Annotated in this window: 17 protein-coding genes; 9 read left to right on the top strand and 8 right to left on the bottom strand. The window is 59.1% G+C overall.

All coding sequences use genetic code 11. The annotated features are described in order from the left end of the window. Window positions 1-100 precede the first annotated feature (100 nt). Complete coding sequence (locus DXT96_RS14580) at window positions 101-1,429, bottom strand: MFS transporter (protein WP_153515306.1); 1,329 nt, start codon at window positions 1,427-1,429, stop codon at window positions 101-103. 306 nt (window positions 1,430-1,735) lie between these two features. On the opposite strand from DXT96_RS14580, the gene cyoA reads away from it, so the two are divergent. From cyoA to DXT96_RS14625, 9 genes are all read left to right on the top strand, one after another. After that, the gene (gene cyoA, locus DXT96_RS14585) at window positions 1,736-2,809 is read left to right on the top strand and encodes a ubiquinol oxidase subunit II (RefSeq protein ID WP_153515307.1); all 1,074 of its coding nucleotides are present in this window, start codon (window positions 1,736-1,738) and stop codon (window positions 2,807-2,809) included. A 73-nt stretch (window positions 2,810-2,882) separates the two neighbouring features. Beyond that, the gene (gene cyoB, locus DXT96_RS14590) at window positions 2,883-4,886 is read left to right on the top strand and encodes a cytochrome o ubiquinol oxidase subunit I (RefSeq protein WP_153515308.1); all 2,004 of its coding nucleotides are present in this window, start codon (window positions 2,883-2,885) and stop codon (window positions 4,884-4,886) included. A gap of 5 nt (window positions 4,887-4,891) precedes the next feature. Continuing rightward, on the top strand, window positions 4,892-5,518 hold the full coding sequence (gene cyoC, locus DXT96_RS14595; protein WP_149898232.1) for a cytochrome o ubiquinol oxidase subunit III: 627 nt from the start codon (window positions 4,892-4,894) through the stop codon (window positions 5,516-5,518). Then, window positions 5,518-5,913 carry a cytochrome o ubiquinol oxidase subunit IV gene (gene cyoD / locus DXT96_RS14600; RefSeq protein WP_153515309.1) on the top strand — a complete coding sequence of 132 codons (396 nt, stop codon included), beginning with the start codon at window positions 5,518-5,520 and terminating at the stop codon, window positions 5,911-5,913. Before cyoC ends, cyoD begins: the two co-directional genes overlap by 1 nt. A 175-nt stretch (window positions 5,914-6,088) precedes the next feature. Continuing rightward, complete coding sequence (locus DXT96_RS14605; protein ID WP_194287646.1) at window positions 6,089-6,850, top strand: SURF1 family protein; 762 nt, start codon at window positions 6,089-6,091, stop codon at window positions 6,848-6,850. A gap of 113 nt (window positions 6,851-6,963) precedes the next feature. Beyond that, window positions 6,964-8,184 carry a phosphopentomutase gene (locus DXT96_RS14610; protein WP_153515310.1) on the top strand — a complete coding sequence of 407 codons (1,221 nt, stop codon included), beginning with the start codon at window positions 6,964-6,966 and terminating at the stop codon, window positions 8,182-8,184. Beyond that, the gene (locus tag DXT96_RS14615) at window positions 8,181-9,158 is read left to right on the top strand and encodes an adenosine deaminase (protein ID WP_153515311.1); all 978 of its coding nucleotides are present in this window, start codon (window positions 8,181-8,183) and stop codon (window positions 9,156-9,158) included. Before DXT96_RS14610 ends, DXT96_RS14615 begins: the two co-directional genes overlap by 4 nt. Window positions 9,159-9,255: 97 nt before the next feature. Beyond that, window positions 9,256-9,885, top strand: coding sequence for a uracil phosphoribosyltransferase (gene upp, locus DXT96_RS14620; RefSeq protein WP_004439188.1), 630 nt, complete (start codon window positions 9,256-9,258; stop codon window positions 9,883-9,885). Between the two features lie 134 nt (window positions 9,886-10,019). Next, entirely contained in the window at window positions 10,020-10,541 is a 522-nt protein-coding gene (locus tag DXT96_RS14625) for a TIGR02281 family clan AA aspartic protease (protein WP_174374053.1), read from the top strand. Here the strand turns inward: DXT96_RS14625 and deoA are convergent. Genes deoA through DXT96_RS14660 form a run of 7 tightly spaced genes read right to left on the bottom strand, consistent with a single transcriptional unit; the run spans window position 10,534 to window position 17,426 of the window. Then, window positions 10,534-11,850, bottom strand: a complete 1,317-nt coding sequence (deoA, locus tag DXT96_RS14630; RefSeq protein WP_153515312.1) for a thymidine phosphorylase — start codon at window positions 11,848-11,850, stop codon at window positions 10,534-10,536. The genes DXT96_RS14625 and deoA overlap by 8 nt on opposite strands. After that, window positions 11,847-12,620 carry a deoxyribose-phosphate aldolase gene (gene deoC, locus DXT96_RS14635; protein WP_153515313.1) on the bottom strand — a complete coding sequence of 258 codons (774 nt, stop codon included), beginning with the start codon at window positions 12,618-12,620 and terminating at the stop codon, window positions 11,847-11,849. Before deoC ends, deoA begins: the two co-directional genes overlap by 4 nt. A 2-nt stretch (window positions 12,621-12,622) precedes the next feature. Next, entirely contained in the window at window positions 12,623-13,423 is an 801-nt protein-coding gene (locus DXT96_RS14640) for a purine-nucleoside phosphorylase (protein ID WP_153515314.1), read from the bottom strand. Continuing rightward, window positions 13,423-13,827: a cytidine deaminase gene (locus DXT96_RS14645; RefSeq protein ID WP_153515315.1), complete on the bottom strand. Its 405-nt coding sequence runs from the start codon at window positions 13,825-13,827 to the stop codon at window positions 13,423-13,425. The genes DXT96_RS14640 and DXT96_RS14645 overlap by 1 nt, the downstream gene beginning before the upstream one ends. Window positions 13,828-13,831: 4 nt before the next feature. Next, window positions 13,832-14,803: an ABC transporter permease gene (locus tag DXT96_RS14650; RefSeq protein ID WP_149898222.1), complete on the bottom strand. Its 972-nt coding sequence runs from the start codon at window positions 14,801-14,803 to the stop codon at window positions 13,832-13,834. Window positions 14,804-14,809: 6 nt separating this feature from the next. After that, window positions 14,810-15,913 (bottom strand): ABC transporter permease, encoded by a 1,104-nt coding sequence (locus DXT96_RS14655; RefSeq protein WP_149898221.1) that lies wholly within the window; start codon window positions 15,911-15,913, stop codon window positions 14,810-14,812. 7 nt (window positions 15,914-15,920) lie between these two features. Continuing rightward, window positions 15,921-17,426, bottom strand: coding sequence for an ABC transporter ATP-binding protein (locus tag DXT96_RS14660; RefSeq protein ID WP_153515316.1), 1,506 nt, complete (start codon window positions 17,424-17,426; stop codon window positions 15,921-15,923). Between the last annotated feature and the right edge of the window lie 64 nt (window positions 17,427-17,490).

Below are 17,490 nucleotides of genomic sequence, written 5' to 3' on the forward strand. Positions count from 1 at the left end.
AAGATTAAAATCGGCCGCGCGCAATAAAAAAACAAAAACGCCGCGAAATCCGACAGGATTCCGCGGCGCGATGGCTGCAGGGATTGTTAAATTGCCCGGTTCACTCCGAAGGCATCTCCAGCGTTCGGCTGAACCATAGGGCAACCAACGTACAGAGCGCGCCCGACATCAGGTAAATTCCGACCGCGATCAGTCCGAATTTGGACGAAAATCCAAGCGCGACGAGCGGCGCGAAACCCGCGCCGATTAGCCAGGAAATATCCGAGGTAAGCGACGCGCCGGTATAACGGTATTCGCGGCTGAAGCGGGATGCGAGTGCGCCGCCCGCCTGACCGAAGGAGAGGCCAAGCAACGCGAAGCCGATCAGAACAAAGAAATAGCGGCCGATATCGCCCGAGCCGAGAAGAACGGGCGCCACGAGGCTGAAAAGACCGATAAGGACGGCCGCAATGGCCAGAAGCTTCCGCCGGCCGATCCTGTCGGCCAGAATGCCCGACACGACAATCATGCCGCCAGCAATGATGGCGCTGACGAATTGCACAAACAGGAAGTCCGAAACGCGCTGATTGGTGTTGAGGGAGACCCAGCTCAGCGGGAATACCGTGACGAGGTGGAAGAGCGCAAAGCTTGCAAGCGGCACGAAGGCACCCGTGACCACCACCGGAAACTGCGAGCGCAGCATCTTGAACATCGGGCGCGGTTCCAGCTCATGCTGTTCCAGCATGGCCTGGAATTCCGGCGTGACGATCATGCGCAGGCGGGCAAAAAGCGCGAGAACATTGAGCGCCAGCGCCACGAAGAAGGGGAAACGCCAGCCCCAAGCGAGGAATTCCGCATTGGAAAGCTGTGTAACGAAAACGATGAAGAAGGCGCTGGCGAGACCGAAGCCCATGGCTGCGCCAATCTGCGGCATCATCGCATACCAGCCGCGCTGCTTCTGCGGGGCGTTCATGGCGAGCAGCGAAACGAGACCATCCCAGGCACCACCAAGGCCGAGACCCTGACCGATGCGGAAAACCGCCAGAAGGACGGGAGCGAGCATGCCGGCTTCCGCATAGGACGGCAGGAAGCTGATCGCCATCGTGGAGCCACAGAGCGTGAACAGAGCCGCCATCAGCTTGACGACGCGGCCGAACTTGCGGTCGATCTGGAGGAAGATCAACGAGCCGATCGGTCTTGCGATAAAGGCCAGAGAAAACACCGCAAAGGAATAAAGCGTCGCGGTCAGCGGATCGACGAAGGAAAAGAAGACATGCGGAAAAACGAGCGCGGAGGCGATGGCATAGATGAAAAAGTCGAAAAACTCCGTCATTCTCGCAAGAATGACCGCAATGGTGATGCGATCCGGATCGACCTTGACCGGATCGGTTCCATTTCTGTTCGCTTCCGGCGCCTGCCCAAAAGATGGGGCAGCATTGGTATAACTCATAATATTCCTCCTGCGTCATGGACGAACCATTCCCTGTAACGCTCCGGCTCCTCTTCCGTTGCGTTACGATGCGACGGATTGTCACACGCACCCTCCGTAACGTCAATTGAAGTTTGATAAGAAAGGCTTGCCCCGCAAGCGCGCTATGCGATAATGCACCCGCTCCGCCTACGAACGCAGCTCTGCCCCGCACATGGTGCATCGCGAAAATTTCGCTGCACCGCGACAATATACCTCATTCAAAAAATGATGTTCGGCAATTAATCGCAGCATAATCCAAACTGTACGAGTTCAGAGAACGTGCGCATGATCAAAAAATTCCCGTCTGCCCTTCTGGCAATCCCGGTACTGCTGCTGCTCAGCGGCTGTAACCTCGTGGTGATGAACCCTTCAGGTGACGTCGCCATCCAGCAGCGCGACCTCATCATCACGTCCACGGTGCTGATGCTGCTGATCATCGTCCCGGTGATCGTCCTGACGCTGTTCTTCGCATGGAAGTACCGTGAATCGGCGAAAGCCGAGGATTACGATCCCGAGTGGCACCACTCCACGCGCCTTGAAATGGTGATCTGGTCGGCCCCGGTCGCCATCATCCTGATGCTCGGCACCGTGACCTGGATTGCCACCCACCGTCTCGACCCCTATCGTCCGCTGGAGCGCATCGACGAGAACCGTCAGGTTTCCGCCGATATCAAGCCGATCACGGTGGAAGTGGTGGCCATGGACTGGAAGTGGCTGTTCTTCTATCCCGAACTCGGCATCGGCAGCGTCAATGAATTCGCAGCCCCGGTCGATGTGCCCATCAATTTCAAGATCACCGGCACGACCGCGATGAACTCCTTCTTCGTTCCCGCACTCGCCGGCCAGATCTACGCCATGGGCGGCATGCAGACCAAGCTGCACGCCGTCATCAACAAGGAAGGCGTCTATGACGGCTTCTCGGCCAACTTCTCCGGCCCCGGCTTCTCGCACATGCGCTTCAAGTTCCATGGCCTCAGCCAACAGGGCTTCGACCAGTGGGTTGCCAAGGCGAAGGAAGGCGGCAAGGGCTTCGGCCGTCAGGAGTATCTGGAATTCGCCAAGCCTTCGGAACGTGAGTCGGTGCAATATTTCGCCTCGGTCGATCCGCAGCTTTACAGCGCCATCCTCAACCGCTGTGTCGAGCCCAACAAGCTTTGCATGCGCGACATGATGCATATCGACGCCAACGGCGGCGGCGGCAAGGAAGGCATCGACATCGCCAAGGCGCTGAACTCCGTCATCTGCACGCCGCTTGCGCCTTATGGCATGGCCAGCGGCCCGCAATCCACTCCGGCTGCCATCAAGGGTCAGATTTTCGAACCTGCGGCGCTGCCTGAAACGAAACAAGTCGCTGGCTGACGATACGTCCCGGCATTCTTCGGCGCGGCCTGGCTGCGCCGACCTTACGTCTTAGAATCGCAAGAGGCTGAAAATGATCGTCAATTCCGATCAAACGTCGTTCCTGTTCGGGAAGCTGACATGGGAGTCCATCCCGCTTCACGAGCCCATTCTTGTCGCCACCTTCGCGGCTGTGGCTCTGGGCGGCATCGCCGTCGTCGGCGCCCTCACCTATTTCCGGCTGTGGGGTTATCTCTGGAACGAATGGTTCACGAGCATCGATCATAAGAAGATCGGTATCATGTACATCATTCTGGCGCTCATCATGTTGCTGCGCGGTTTCGCCGACGCCGTCATGATGCGTGTCCAGCAGGCGATCGCGTCGGGCGGATCGGAAGGGTATCTTCCGCCGCACCATTACGACCAGATCTTCACGGCCCACGGCGTCATCATGATTTTCTTCATGGCCATGCCGATGATCACGGGTCTGATGAACTTCGTTGTGCCGCTGCAAATCGGCGCCCGCGACGTTTCGTTCCCCTTCCTCAACAACTTCTCCTTCTGGATGACCACGGCTGGCGCCGTCATCACCATGATCTCGCTGTTCGTGGGTGAATATGCGCAGACCGGCTGGCTCGCCTATCCGCCGCTTTCCGGCATCGATGGCAGTCCGGGCGTCGGGGTGGATTATTACATCTGGGGTCTGCAGATCGCCGGTGTGGGAACGACACTCTCAGGCATCAACCTGATCGTGACGATCATCAAGATGCGCGCGCCTGGCATGACCATGATGCGCCTACCGATCTTCGTCTGGACATCGCTGTGTTCGAACATCCTGATCGTGGCGTCCTTCCCGATCCTGACCGGCACGCTCGCGCTTCTCACCCTCGACCGTTACGTTGGCACCAATTTCTTCACCAACGATCTCGGCGGCAACCCGATGATGTACGTCAACCTCATCTGGATCTGGGGCCATCCCGAAGTTTACATTCTGGTGCTGCCGGCATTCGGCGTCTTCTCGGAAATCGTTGCGACGTTCTCCCGCAAGCGTCTCTTCGGTTATGCCTCGATGGTTTATGCAACTGGTGTCATCACCATCCTCGCCTATATCGTGTGGCTGCACCACTTCTTCACCATGGGTTCGGGTGCGAGCGTCAACGCCTTCTTCGGCATCACCACGATGATTATCTCGATCCCGACGGGCGCAAAAATCTTCAACTGGCTCTTCACCATGTATAAGGGCCGTATCAATTTTGACGTTCCGATGCTGTGGACGATCGGTTTCATGATCACCTTCGTCATCGGCGGCATGACCGGCGTTCTTCTTGCTGTTCCGCCTGCGGATTTCGTGCTGCACAACTCGCTGTTCCTCATCGCCCACTTCCACAACACCATCATCGGTGGCGTGGTGTTCGGTGTGCTCGCGGGTATCGTCTACTGGTTCCCGAAGGCCTTCGGTTACCGTCTCGATCCGTTCTGGGGCAAGCTGTCCTTCTGGTTCTGGTTCATCGGCTTCTACTTCGCCTTCATGCCGCTCTATATTCTCGGCCTGATGGGCATCACCCGCCGTATCAGCCAGTTCGAGGACAATTCGCTGCAGATCTGGTTCCTGATTGCCGCCTTCGGCGCCTTCCTGATCGCGCTCGGCATCGCCTCCTTTGTCATCCAGCTCATCGTCAGCTACCTGAAGCGCGATCAGCTGCGCGACGTGACCGGCGATCCCTATAATGGCCGCACGCTGGAATGGTCGACATCATCGCCGCCGCCCGCCTACAACTTCGCCTTCACGCCGGTCATTCATGACGTGGATGCCTGGGCGGACATGAAGAAGCGCGGTTACAGCCGTCCTCTGGAAGGTTACATCCCTATCCATATGCCGAAGAATACCGGCACGGGCGTCATCATCAGCGCCATCAGCGTCGTCCTTGGCTTCGCTCTGGTGTGGCATATCTGGTGGCTTGCGGCTCTTTCGATGCTCGCCATCATCGCAGTCTCGATTGCCCACACCTTCAACTACAACCGCGAATACTACATTCCCGCCTCCGACGTTTCGATCGTCGAGACTGAACGTAGCAAGCTGCTTGCGGAACAGGCGTAACGAATATGGCTCATGCACCTGCACAAAGCGTCGATGGCGCTGAACCACCGGTCTTCTACCTGAAGGAAGACCACCACCCGGAGAACGGCACGTCGCTGGGCTTCTGGCTCTACCTGATGAGCGACTGCCTCATCTTCGCGACGCTGTTTGCCACCTATGCCGTTGTCGGCCGCAACTATGCGGCCGGCCCTTCGGGTGCCGACCTGTTCGACCTGAAGCTCGTTGCCATCAACACCGGCTTCCTGCTTTTTTCCTCCATCACCTATGGCTTTGCCATGTTGGAAATGGAAAAGAAGAAGGTGAAGACGACGCTGATATGGCTCGGCGTTACCGGCCTCTTCGGCCTCGCCTTCCTCGCGGTCGAAATTTACGAGTTCCATCACCTGATCGCGGAAGGCGCCGGCCCGCAGCGTTCGGCCTTCCTGTCCGCGTTCTTCGCGCTGGTCGGCACGCACGGTCTGCACGTCACCTTCGGCGTCATCTGGCTCGTCACGCTGATGGTTCAGGTCGGCAAACACGGCCTCATCCCGGCGAACAAGCGCCGTCTGATGTGCCTGTCGATGTTCTGGCACTTCCTTGACGTCATCTGGATCGGCGTCTTCTCCTTCGTTTACCTCATGGGAGTTCTTTGATGAGTTCCGAAGCACACGCACATCACGACGCGCATGGCGACGACGACCATCATCATGATGGCGCAAGCCACGGCACGTTCAAAAGCTACATGATCGGCTTCGTCCTGTCGGTCATCCTGACGGCGATCCCGTTCTGGCTGGTCATGGGCGACGCTCTGGAAAACAAGACGCTTCTGGTCATCGCGATCATGGGTCTCGGCGTCATCCAGATCTTCGTGCACATGATCTACTTCCTGCACATGGACACCAAGTCAGAAGGCGGATGGACCTTCATGGCGCTGATCTTCACCGTTGTGGTGCTGCTGATCACGCTCTCGGGTTCGCTCTGGGTCATGTACAACATGAACAAGAACATGATGCCGCTGCACATCGAGGATGTGAAAAACCTGCCCTGAGCAGCCATAATCAGCGGCCTGCCGGACCTCCGACAGGCCGTTCCGCGCCAACACATAACCCCATGAATCCTGGCGCGATTTATGGGGTTATTTGCTGGAGGAAGCGCATGCGGGTGCCAAGCGCCCGCCGGAGCCGACGATCCTGCTGCCAGAGGCGCTTCGCAAGGACCATGAGATGAGCGAAATCGCACCCCAAAACCGGCGTATCCGCCCTGCGGCAATCGTCGTTCTGTTTTTGACCGTTGTCCTGACGGGCTGCCTGCTGGCACTTGGAACATGGCAGGTCCAGCGCCTTTTCTGGAAGCTCGACCTGATTGAGCGTGTCGAGGCCCGCGCCCATGCCGAGCCTGTCGATGCGCCTGCCCCCAGTGAATGGCCGGCCCTCACCGATCCCGCCGATTATGAATATCGCCGTGTGAAACTGTCCGGCACGTTTCTCAACGACAAGGAGGTTCAGGTCTACACGGTCACGGATCTTGGCCCCGGTTACTGGGTCATGACCCCGCTACGGCGGGCCGATGGCTCAAGCATCATCGTCAATCGCGGCTTCGTACCCTCCGACAGGCGCGATCCGTCCTTGCGGCCGGAAGGTGAAGCGGCCGGAAACGTCGAGATCGTCGGGCTGATGCGCGCGCCGGAAACCGGCGGGCTTTTCCTTCGAACCAACGATCCTGCAAATGGCCGGTGGTATTCCCGCAATATTCCCCAGATCACGCAGGCATCCGGCGTCTCTGACGTGGCGCCGTTTTACGTCGATGCGGATGCCACGCCCAATCCCGGCGGCCTGCCGGTTGGTGGCAAAACCATGCTCACCTTCCCGAACAGCCACCTCTCCTATGCCGTCACCTGGTATATTCTCGCCGCCATGGTGGTTGCGGCCGGCTGGTACGTGCTGCGCAACCTCAACGCACCGAAATCGAAACGGGATGCTGATTGAACCACTGGTTTTACCGGATGGTTCATAAAAGCGCTTCCTTCTTCACGTTTTGCTGATCTATAACGATAGTTCGGCCTGACATTGCCCGTCGGCGCATTTTGTTTCGGTGAGTTATGGCAAGAGCATTTCTTCTCGTTCTGGATTCCTTCGGTGTCGGCGGTGCGCCTGACGCAGAGCACTATGGCGATCTCGGCGCGAACACACTCGGTCACATCGCCGAGTTCTGTGCCGCAGGTGCTGCCGACAGGGCGGGGCTTCGATCCGGGCCGCTGAAGCTGCCTAACATGTGCTCGCTTGGCCTTCTGGAGATCGCGCGTCAGGCAAGTGGCGACATTCCCGCCGGCATGGAGCCCCCGGAACGTATTTTCGGCCTGCATGGCTCAGCCAGCGAAGTCTCGAAGGGCAAGGACACACCATCAGGTCATTGGGAGATTGCCGGTACGCCTGTGACCTTCGACTGGGGTTATTTCCCCACGGAGGGCGACGCCTTTTCCCCGGAACTGGTTGAGGCCATCTGCAAGCAAGCCGATATTCCCGGTATTCTCGGCAATTGCCATGCTTCCGGCACTGACATCATCGCGCAATTCGGCGAAGAACATATCAGGAGCGGCAAACCAATCTGCTACACCTCTTCCGATTCCGTGTTTCAGATCGCCGCGCATGAAACCCATTTCGGGTTACAACGCCTCATCGCGCTCTGTGAGACCGTGCGGAAACTGCTCGATCCGCTGAATATCGGCCGCGTCATCGCCCGCCCGTTCATCGGCGAGACAGTCGCCTCCTTCGAACGCACCGGCAACCGCCGCGACTTCTCCGTGCCACCGCCCGAACCGACGCTGCTCGACCGGTTGGTAGAGGCGGAGCGCAAGGTGCACGCGATCGGCAAGATCGGCGATATCTATGCGCATCAGGGCGTCTCGCGCATCATCAAGGCCAATGGCAACGCCGCCCTGATGGATGCGACATTGCAGGCCATCGACGAGGCCGAAAATGGCGATCTCGTCTTTACCAATTTCGTCGATTTCGACATGCTTTATGGCCACCGTCGTGACGTTGCCGGTTATGCGGCTGCCCTTGAGGCTTTTGATGCGCGCATCCCGGAAATTCATCGCAAGATGAAACCGGGAGACATCGCCATTCTCACCGCCGACCATGGTTGCGACCCCACCTGGCGGGGCACGGACCATACACGCGAACGGGTGCCGATCATGGTTTTTGGGCCGGGCATCCGTTCCCGCGATGTCGGCATCCGTTCAAGCTACGCCGATATCGGCGAAAGCATCGCCCACCATCTTGGCATCGAGGCCGGTTCACACGGCAGGAGCTTCATTTGACATCGCATTTGCTGAAAGCGGAAATCCACTGCCATCTTGAAGGTGCGGCACCGCCTGCCCTCGTCGCGAAACAGGCGGAGAAATACGGCATAGACACCAGCCGCTTCCTGCGTGACGGCCAATATGTCTGGTCGGATTTCGCCGAGTTCATCCAGTGCTACGATGCGGTGGCGCAGGTGTTCAAGACGGATGAGGACTATGCGGTCCTGACCGAGACCTATCTGACCGAACTGGCGCAAGCCAACACGATCTATAGCGAGCTGATCATCTCGCCCGACCATGGCGACCGTATCGGACTTGGTGCAGACGCCTATCTCGCCGGTATTGCCGAAGGCATCCGGATCGCAAAGGAAAAGACCGGCATTGAAACGCGCATCATCGTCACAGGCGAGCGGCACTTCGGTCCTGAACGGGTTATCGCAGCGGCCGAATATGCGGCGCGTGCGCAACATCCGCTGGTGACCGGCTTCAACATGGCAGGCGAAGAGCGTATGGGTCGGGTTGCCGATTATGCGCGTGCCTTCGATATCGCCCGTGATGCGGGCCTCGGGCTCACCATCCATGCGGGCGAGGTCTGCGGGCCGGAAAGCGTTGCCGATGCACTCGATCTCGTTAAACCGGCCCGCATCGGCCATGGCGTGCGCGCCATCGAAGATGCCGCTCTGGTGGCCCGGCTTGTCGAAACGGGCACGGTTCTGGAAGTCTGCCCCGGGTCGAATATCGCGCTCAGTGTTTATCCGGATTTCGCCAGCCATCCGCTGAAGGCGTTGCGTGACGTCGGGGTGCGCGTCTGCATCAATTCCGACGACCCGCCGTTCTTCTTCACCTCGCTTGTGCGGGAATACGAGCTGGCCGCAGACACGTTCGGTTGCAGCGATGCCGAGATCAACCGCATGACCCGAACCGCGCTGGAAAGCGCCTTCGTGGACGAGACGACGCGCGAGCAGCTGCTATCGAGACTGGATCGCGCCTGACGCGGCGGTTGGCGGGGTAAAACCGCGAAGAAGGCTTGCGAAAAGCCCACTTTCGGTGAATGACAGGGGCACAAGATCAAAAAGGAAGGCCAGTTTCATGGACGGCGTCACAGTCATCGAACATCCGCTGGTGCGGCACAAACTTACCATCATGCGCAAGAAGGAAACGTCCACGGCCGGCTTCCGTCGCCTGCTCAGGGAAATTTCGACGCTGCTCTGCTATGAAGTGACGCGCGACCTTGAAATGACGATGGAAACCATCGACACGCCGCTCGAAACCATTCAGGCTCCGGTTCTGGAAGGCAAGAAGCTGGTTTTCGCCTCTATCCTGCGCGCTGGCAACGGCCTTCTGGAAGGCATGCTCGAACTGGTGCCCTCGGCGCGCGTTGCCCATGTCGGTGTGTATCGTGACCACGATACGCTGGAGGCCGTCGAATATTACTTCAAGGCTCCCGAAAGTCTCGACGCTCGTCTGGTCATCGTTGTGGACCCGATGCTGGCGACCGGCAATTCCTCGATTGCCGCTGTCGAAAAGCTGAAGGAACGCGGCGCAAAGAACATCCGCTTCCTGTGTCTGCTGGCAGCACCGGAAGGCATCAAGAATTTCCGCGAGGCGCATCCCGATGTGCCGATCTATACCGCCGCAATCGACAGACATCTGAACGAGAAGGGTTATATCGTCCCCGGCCTCGGTGACGCCGGCGACCGCATGTACGGCACCAAATAACGCCGTTCATCTTCGCTTAACCGTTTGAGCCATTCGCCGTCCGATACGCGGCGAATGGCTTTTTCTTTTAAGATTTCAGCATGTTTTGCGCCTATTCTGTCCGAGGATAACCTTGGACTTTGAGGAGCAACGACTTGCTGGCGCGCACGATTTTTCTGCTTATCGGTCTTTCGGTCAGCGCCACGCAAATTCCGGCGCTGGTGGAAAAGTTTCAGCCGCGCCCCGAAACCAGCGTGGAAAAATCGGAAGCCACACCCGAACCCGCCAAGCCGGAGCCGATTTCGCTGGGCGGCGTTAATTTGAAGGCAGATTCCCGCGGCCATTTCAACGCTGCCTTCCGCATCAACGGCAAGTCTTTCGACGGCCTTGTCGATACCGGCGCTTCCATGGTCGCCATCAACGAGACGATCGCGAGGCGTCTGGGTTTTGGCGTCAACAGCCTCGATTTCAAATATGCGATCTCAACGGCGAACGGCCAGACCATGGCGGCGCATGTGAAGCTGGACCGCGTGGAAATCGGCCCGATCCGCGTTCAGAATGTCGATGCCATGGTTCTGAAAGACAATGCGTTGAGCAACATGCTGATCGGCATGAGCTTTCTGAAACAATTGTCGTCCTTCAAGGTATCGGGCGGCGAATTGCGGCTTGTCAGGTGATCCGCTCGAGGATCGGCGCGCTGGTTTCCGGTGCGCTGTCAGCGATCTCAAAATAGGCAGCTATGCTTTTGACGGCACGTTCCGCCTCTTCCTTTGAAGCCGCATGGACAATGGCAATCGGCTCGCCCTTTTCCACCTTAACGCCAAGTGGCAGGATGTTCGAAATACCGACTGCCGGATCGATCATATCCGACGGCTTTCTCCTTCCCCCACCAAGCTCGACGACAACCATGCCAAGATCACGCGTATTGCAGGATGCAAGCCAGCCGCTTCGCGCAGCCGGAACCGTGAGAACGACCGGCGCGGACGGCAGATAACGGGTTGGATCCTCAACGAAATCCGAAGGCCCGCCCAGTGCTGAAACCATCCGCGCAAAGATTTCCATAGCCCGACCGGAGGACAGAGCGACCGCAGCCAGCGCCTCGCCTTCCTCCAGCGTGGCAGCCTTTTGAGCCTGTACCAGCATTTCTGCGGCGAAGGACAGGACGACCTTTTCAAGACGGGTTCCGGTCTTGCGACCGGCCAGAAAATCAAGGCAGTTGACGATTTCGACCGCATTGCCGGCGGCATCGCCAAGCGGCTGGTTCATGTCGGTTATCAGGGCCGTCGTCGGAAGACCTGCACCATTCGCCACATCGACCAGCGCACGGGCCAGATTGCGGGCATCCTCCACGCTCTGCATGAAAGCACCGTTGCCGACCTTCACGTCGAGAACCAGCGTCTCAAGCCCCGCCGCAAGTTTCTTCGAAAGGATGGAGGCAGTGATCAGCGGGATGGAATCGACGGTCGCGGTCACATCGCGAATGGCATAAAGGCGCTTATCGGCGGGTGCGAGATCACCCGTCTGGCCGATGATGGCGCAACCGACCGCCTTCACCGTCCGGCGGAACAAAGCCTCGTCAGGCATGACATTGTAGCCGGAGATGGCTTCCAGCTTGTCGAGCGTGCCGCCGGTGTGGCCGAGGCCCCTGCCGGAAATCATCGGCACGGCGAGACCGCAGGCGGCGACGATCGGCGCGAGCATCAGGGAGACGTTATCACCAACACCACCGGTCGAGTGCTTGTCCGCCACCGGCCTGCCAATATCGCTCCATGAGAGGACATCGCCGCTATCGCGCATGGCGAGCGTCAGCGCTACCATTTCGTCGCGGTTCATGCCGCGGAAAAACACCGCCATGGCAAAGGCGGCCGCCTGCCCTTCCGATATGCCATCTTTCGACAGCGCTGCGATGAAAGCCGCAATCTCCTGCGGCGCCAGTGACAGGCCATCGCGTTTGCGGCGGATGATCTCCTGCGGGATCAAGCTCAATACCCGCTGGCGGCCTTGGCCGGTTCGCCGCCAGCCAGCACGTTCAGCACATCGTCAAGAACGCCCGAAGCGCCGAAACGGAAGGTTGATGGCATGGCCCAGTTGGGTGCCATGATGGTTTCCGCCAGCCGCAGGTAAAGCGTGGCGTCTTCCACCGTACCGATGCCGCCGGCGGGCTTGAAGCCCACTTTTTGGCGGCTGTCACGGATGGCCTGCAACATGATGTCGGCGGCTTCCAGCGTGGCGTTTATTGCAACCTTGCCGGTCGAGGTCTTGATGAAATCGGCCCCTTCGGCAATGGCGAGTTCGGAGGCGCGGCGGATCAGGGCTTTGTCTTTCAACTCACCCGTTTCCAGAATGACTTTGAGCAGTACGGGCGCGGCACAGGCTTGACGCACGGCCGCTACCATCTCTGAAACTGCCTTTTCATCGCCTTCTATGAATTTGCGGTAGGGAATAACCAGATCGATTTCGTCGGCGCCGTCGCGGATCGCAGACTCGGTTTCCGCCACGACAGTGGCGACATCCAGATCGCCAGAGGGAAAGTTGACGACAGTGGCAATTCGGATCGCGTGTTCTTTTCCGAAAGCAGCGCGTGCCTGCGCCACGAAACGCGGCCAGATGCAGATCGCGGCCGTGTTGCCATAGTCCGTATGCGCCCGCTGGCACAAAGCGGCAATCTGCTGCGGCGTGCAGTCTTCCCTAAGATTGGTCAAGTCCAGCAAGGACAGAGTGAGGGCAGCCGCTTCGCGCGGACGCTGGAGTTCCATGGTCACGCTCCTCCTGCGATCATTTCCTTCAGAATAGCGGCAAGTCGCTTGCCGCCCACGGGAGCCATGTCCTTGGTTTCTTCATGGCTCAGTTCCGCGCCAGTCATGCCGGCACCGTAATTGGTAATAACCGATGCGGCGGCAACGCGCATCCCGAAAAAGCGCGCAAGGATGACTTCCGGGACCGTGGACATGCCGACGGCATCCGCCCCGAGAAGCCGCGCCATGCGAATTTCCGCGGGCGTTTCGAAGCTCGGGCCGGAGAACCACATATAGACGCCGCCGAACAAAGGCACCGTCGCCCGGATCGCGGCATTGCGCATGGCCAGCATCAAGTCCGGATCGTAGGCCGTGGTCATGCCGACGAAGCGGCGGTCGCTTTCCTCGCCAATCAGCGGGTTCATGCCGGAATAATTGATATGGTCAGTGATCTGCATGACGGAGCCGGGCGGCATATCCTGCCTGACCGACCCTGCCGAATTGGTGAGGATGACCGATTGCACGCCGAGGCCGGCCAGCGCCTCGATGACCGGGCGCATCGCCGCCGGATCGCCCTTTTCGTAGAAATGCACCCGACCGGATAACATCATGACCGGCTCGCCACCGAGATAACCGGCGACCAGTTCTCCAGCATGGCCGGAAACGCCACCGGCGGGAAACCCGGGAAGATCGGCATAGGGCACGCGGACGGGGTCGCTCACCTCTTCCACAAGCGACCCCAGGCCGGAGCCGAGAACGATGGCGACGCGCGGCATCAGGCCATTCAGGCGCTCCACCAGAATATCGATCAAACCATCCGTCATCAGGGCAGCTCGGTCTTGAAGACGGAGGGCAACAGCTCTTCCATGGTCATGACCTTCTGGACGCCGGTTTCGTCGCAAAGATAGATCTTCGTCTCCGGCGTGGCGAATTCGGCGATCTTCTGGCGGCAGCCGCCACAGGGCGAGCAGAGCGGCAGCTTTTCGGCGATGACGGCGACTTCGCTGATCTTTTTCGCCCCGCCCATGATCATGGCGCTGATGGCTGATGGTTCCGCGCACCAGCCCTGTGGGAAGGAGATATTCTCGATATTGGCACCCTTGTAGATTTTTCCATCTTCGGCGCGGATCGCCGCGCCGACCGGAAATTTCGAATAGGGCGCATAAGCGAAGGCCATGGCCTCCACCGCAGCCTCGAACAATTCGTGGGACTTGGGGTTAGAAGACATGGGTTTAACGCTCCTTCGCATAGGCAACGCCACCGGCCTTGGGTGGCTTGGCGACGCCGATGAAACCGGCAAGCAGGATGCAGGTCAGGATATAGGGCATGGCCTGGAAAATCTGCACCGGTACTTCCCCAATACCCGGCACGGATTTGCCCTGCATGAAATTAGCGAAGGCATCGAGGAAACCGAACAGCAGGCAGGCGAACATGACCGGCACCGGCTTCCATTTCGCAAAGATCAGCGCCGCGAGCGCGATATAACCCTTGCCGGCAGACATGTTGGCGATGAAGGCTGCCGACTGCGCGACAGCCAGATAGGCGCCTGAGAAACCGCAGAGGAAACCGGCGACGATGACGGCGCGGTAACGCATCCACGTCACCGAAATGCCCGCCGTATCGACAGCACCCGGATTTTCACCGACAGCGCGCAGCCGCAGGCCGAAGCGAGTGCGGTAAAGCACCCACCAGGAGAGCGGCACCGCCAGAAAGGCAAGATAGGTGAGGATATTGTTGCCGGAAATGACATTGGCATAAAGCGGGCCGATGAACGGCACTTCGCGCATCGCATCCGCGCCGGGCAGAATAATCGGTGTAAAACGGCCCTCGCCCGGCAATTGCGGCGTGCGGCCGCCCTGCCCGAACCACGCCTGGCCCAGCACCACCGTCAGACCGGCGGCAATGAAATTGAGCGCGACGCCAGACACGATCTGGTTGCCGCGATTGGTGATCACGGCAAAGCCGTGGATCAGCGAGAACGCGATCGAGACGCCAATGCCGGCCAAAAGACCGGCCCACGGGTTTGCCGTGAGATAGGCGACACAGGCGGAAGCGAAGGCCGCCGCCAGCATCTTGCCTTCAAGACCGATATCGAACACGCCGGCGCGTTCGGAAAACAGCCCGGCAAGTGCGGTGAACAGAAGCGGGATGGTGAGACGGACGGTCGAGCCGAGAATGCTGACCAGCATATCGAAAAAATCCATATCAGCTCACCCCTTTGCCAAACGCTGGTAGATGTGGACGATCGTCGGCCGGTACATATATTCCAGCGCACCGGCGAACAGGATCACCAGACCCTGGATGACCACGATCATCTCGCGGGTAATGTTCGGCATTTCGAAGGAAAGATCCGCACCGCCCTGATAGAGAATGCCGAACAGTAATGCCGAGAAGATGATGCCGAGAGGATGGCTTCGCCCCATCAGCGATACCGCGATGCCGACGAAGCCCGCACCTCCGACGAATTCCACCTGCAGTCGCGCTGAAGCGCCCATGACCGGGTTCAGGGCCATCATGCCCGCCAGACCACCGGAAATGAGCATGGCGATGATGACGGTGCGTGCGTAGGGAATGCCGGCATAAATGGCGGCGGAAGGGCTGACGCCGAGCGTGCGCATCTCATAACCAAGCTTGGTGCGCCAGATCAGTACCCAGACGAGAAAACACATGACCAGAGCGATAAGGAAGGAGACGTTGAACGGCGCCGGCCCGAGCTTGAGGCCAAACCACGCCATCAGCCAGTCCAGCTTCGGCAGTTGGCCGCCAGGCAGGAAGGTGCGCGTTTCCGGCGCCATCTTGCCCGGCACGATCAGCACATTCACCAGCAGGTAAACCATCAAGGCCGCAGCGATGAAGTTGAACATGATGGTGGTGATGACGACGTGGCTGCCGCGTTTGGCCTGCAGCCAGGCCGGAATAAAGGCCCAGGCCGCGCCGAAAACCGCAGCGCCGATGACGGCGAAGGGCATCGTCACATACCATGGCACGTAACGATCAAGCGCCAGCGCCACCAGCGCCGCACCCAGCCCGCCAATATAGGCCTGACCTTCGGAGCCGATGTTGAAAAGGCCGGCATGAAAGGCGACCGCAACAGAGAGGCCGGTGAAGATGAAGCTCGTCGTATAAAACAGCGTGAAGCCGATGGCATCGCCGCGGCCGAGCGCGCCTTCGATCAGCAGACGAAGTGCTGCCAGCGGGTTTTCGCCGATGGACCAGACGACGAGCCCGGAAATCAGAAAGGCGGTTATGACATTCAGCAGCGGCAACAGGCCGTAGCTGATCCAGTTTGGTAGGGGTGCGGAAGCGGTGCTCATTCATGCCTCATGCGGCGATGCCGGCCATCATCAGGCCCAGCGTCTGTTCTTCGGCTTCCGCCGTTTTTTCTCCAACGACCCGGCCAGCGAACATCACCATGATCCGGTCCGAAAGGGAACGGATTTCATCGAGTTCGACTGAAACCAGTAAAATCGCTTTGCCGGCATCACGCATTTCGATGATGCGCCGATGGATGAATTCGATAGCGCCGATATCCACGCCGCGCGTCGGCTGGCCGATGATCAACATCTTCGGGTCGCGTTCGATTTCGCGGGCGACGACAATCTTCTGCTGATTACCGCCGGAAAAATTGGCGGTCTTCAGCTGCGGGTTCGGCGGGCGGATGTCGTATTTCTCGATCTTTTCGACGGCATCCTTGCGGATGGCCTCAGGGTTCAGGAAAGGCCCCCTGCCGTAACGCTCGTCATGGTGATAACCGAGGATGGAGTTTTCATATTCCTCAAATTTCAGCACCAGCCCCATATGATGGCGGTCTTCCGGGATATGCGCGAGGCCGAGCTTGCGCAGGATCGCCGGATCCGGACGATCCACCTTCTGGCCATCCACCCATATCTCGCCCGAAGAGGGCTTGCGTATGCCGGCGATGGCTTCCAGCAGTTCCGATTGACCATTGCCGGCGACCCCGGCGATGCCGACGATTTCACCGGCGCGGACATCGAGCGAAACATCGTCGACCATGGTGACACCACGGCTGTCCTTGACGGTGAGATTGCGGATGGAGAGAAGAACCTCGCCCGGCGTCGTCTCGCCCTTTTCCACCCGCAGCAGCACACGGCGGCCGACCATCAATTCGGCCAGTTCCTCGACGCTGGTTTCGGAGGTCTTGCGGGTCGCTACCATTTCGCCGCGGCGCATGACGGAGACGGAGTCCGTGATCGCCATGATTTCGCGCAGCTTGTGGGTGATGAGGATGATGGTCTTACCCTGCTCACGCAGAACACCGAGGATCTTGAAAAGGTGATCGGCCTCAGCCGGCGTCAGAACGCCGGTCGGCTCGTCGAGGATCAGGATTTCAGCGCCACGATACATGGCCTTGAGGATTTCGACGCGCTGCTGCAGACCAACGGGCAATTCCTCGATCACCGCATCCGGATCGACTTCCAGCCCGTAATCATCCTCCAGGCGCTTCAGCTCCTTGCGTGCACCGGCCCGGCCTTTGGCCAGCAATGCGCCGCCCTCAGCACCCAGCATCACATTTTCAAGCACGGTGAAATTTTCCACCAGCATGAAATGCTGATGGACCATGCCGATACCGGCACTGATCGCGGCCTGACTGTCACGGATCGTAACGGGTGCGCCGTTCACGCGGATTTCGCCGGCATCTGCCTGGTAAAAACCATAGAGGATCGACATCAAGGTCGATTTTCCGGCGCCATTTTCCCCGATGATGCCGTGGATCGTGCCCTTGGCAACGGTCAGATTGATATTCTTGTTGGCGTGAACGGCACCGAATTTCTTGTCGATGCCCACGAGTTCAATTGCTGGGTCCATATTCAAACCGAAACCTCTCCGAAGGCTGGATATGAAAAGGGCGCAAGATGAAAATTCATCATGC

Origin of the sequence: Agrobacterium sp. ICMP 6402 (assembly GCF_009498615.1) — a bacterium.
In the GTDB taxonomy this organism is placed as follows: Bacteria; Pseudomonadota; Alphaproteobacteria; order Rhizobiales; family Rhizobiaceae; genus Agrobacterium; species Agrobacterium burrii.

Excerpts from the sequence above, each read along its gene's own strand:
- DXT96_RS14580 (WP_153515306.1), bottom strand. The coding sequence starts at position 1,429 with ATGAGTTATACCAATGCTGCCCCATCTTTTGGGCAGGCGCCGGAAGCG.
- cyoA (WP_153515307.1), top strand. The coding sequence starts at position 1,736 with ATGATCAAAAAATTCCCGTCTGCCCTTCTGGCAATCCCGGTACTGCTG.
- cyoB (WP_153515308.1), top strand. The coding sequence starts at position 2,883 with ATGATCGTCAATTCCGATCAAACGTCGTTCCTGTTCGGGAAGCTGACA.
- cyoC (WP_149898232.1), top strand. The coding sequence starts at position 4,892 with ATGGCTCATGCACCTGCACAAAGCGTCGATGGCGCTGAACCACCGGTC.
- cyoD (WP_153515309.1), top strand. The coding sequence starts at position 5,518 with ATGAGTTCCGAAGCACACGCACATCACGACGCGCATGGCGACGACGAC.
- DXT96_RS14605 (WP_194287646.1), top strand. The coding sequence starts at position 6,089 with ATGAGCGAAATCGCACCCCAAAACCGGCGTATCCGCCCTGCGGCAATC.
- DXT96_RS14610 (WP_153515310.1), top strand. The coding sequence starts at position 6,964 with ATGGCAAGAGCATTTCTTCTCGTTCTGGATTCCTTCGGTGTCGGCGGT.
- upp (WP_004439188.1), top strand. The coding sequence starts at position 9,256 with ATGGACGGCGTCACAGTCATCGAACATCCGCTGGTGCGGCACAAACTT.
- deoC (WP_153515313.1), bottom strand. The coding sequence starts at position 12,620 with ATGGAACTCCAGCGTCCGCGCGAAGCGGCTGCCCTCACTCTGTCCTTG.
- DXT96_RS14640 (WP_153515314.1), bottom strand. The coding sequence starts at position 13,423 with ATGACGGATGGTTTGATCGATATTCTGGTGGAGCGCCTGAATGGCCTG.
- DXT96_RS14645 (WP_153515315.1), bottom strand. The coding sequence starts at position 13,827 with ATGTCTTCTAACCCCAAGTCCCACGAATTGTTCGAGGCTGCGGTGGAG.
- DXT96_RS14650 (WP_149898222.1), bottom strand. The coding sequence starts at position 14,803 with ATGGATTTTTTCGATATGCTGGTCAGCATTCTCGGCTCGACCGTCCGT.
- DXT96_RS14655 (WP_149898221.1), bottom strand. The coding sequence starts at position 15,913 with ATGAGCACCGCTTCCGCACCCCTACCAAACTGGATCAGCTACGGCCTG.
- DXT96_RS14660 (WP_153515316.1), bottom strand. The coding sequence starts at position 17,426 with ATGGACCCAGCAATTGAACTCGTGGGCATCGACAAGAAATTCGGTGCC.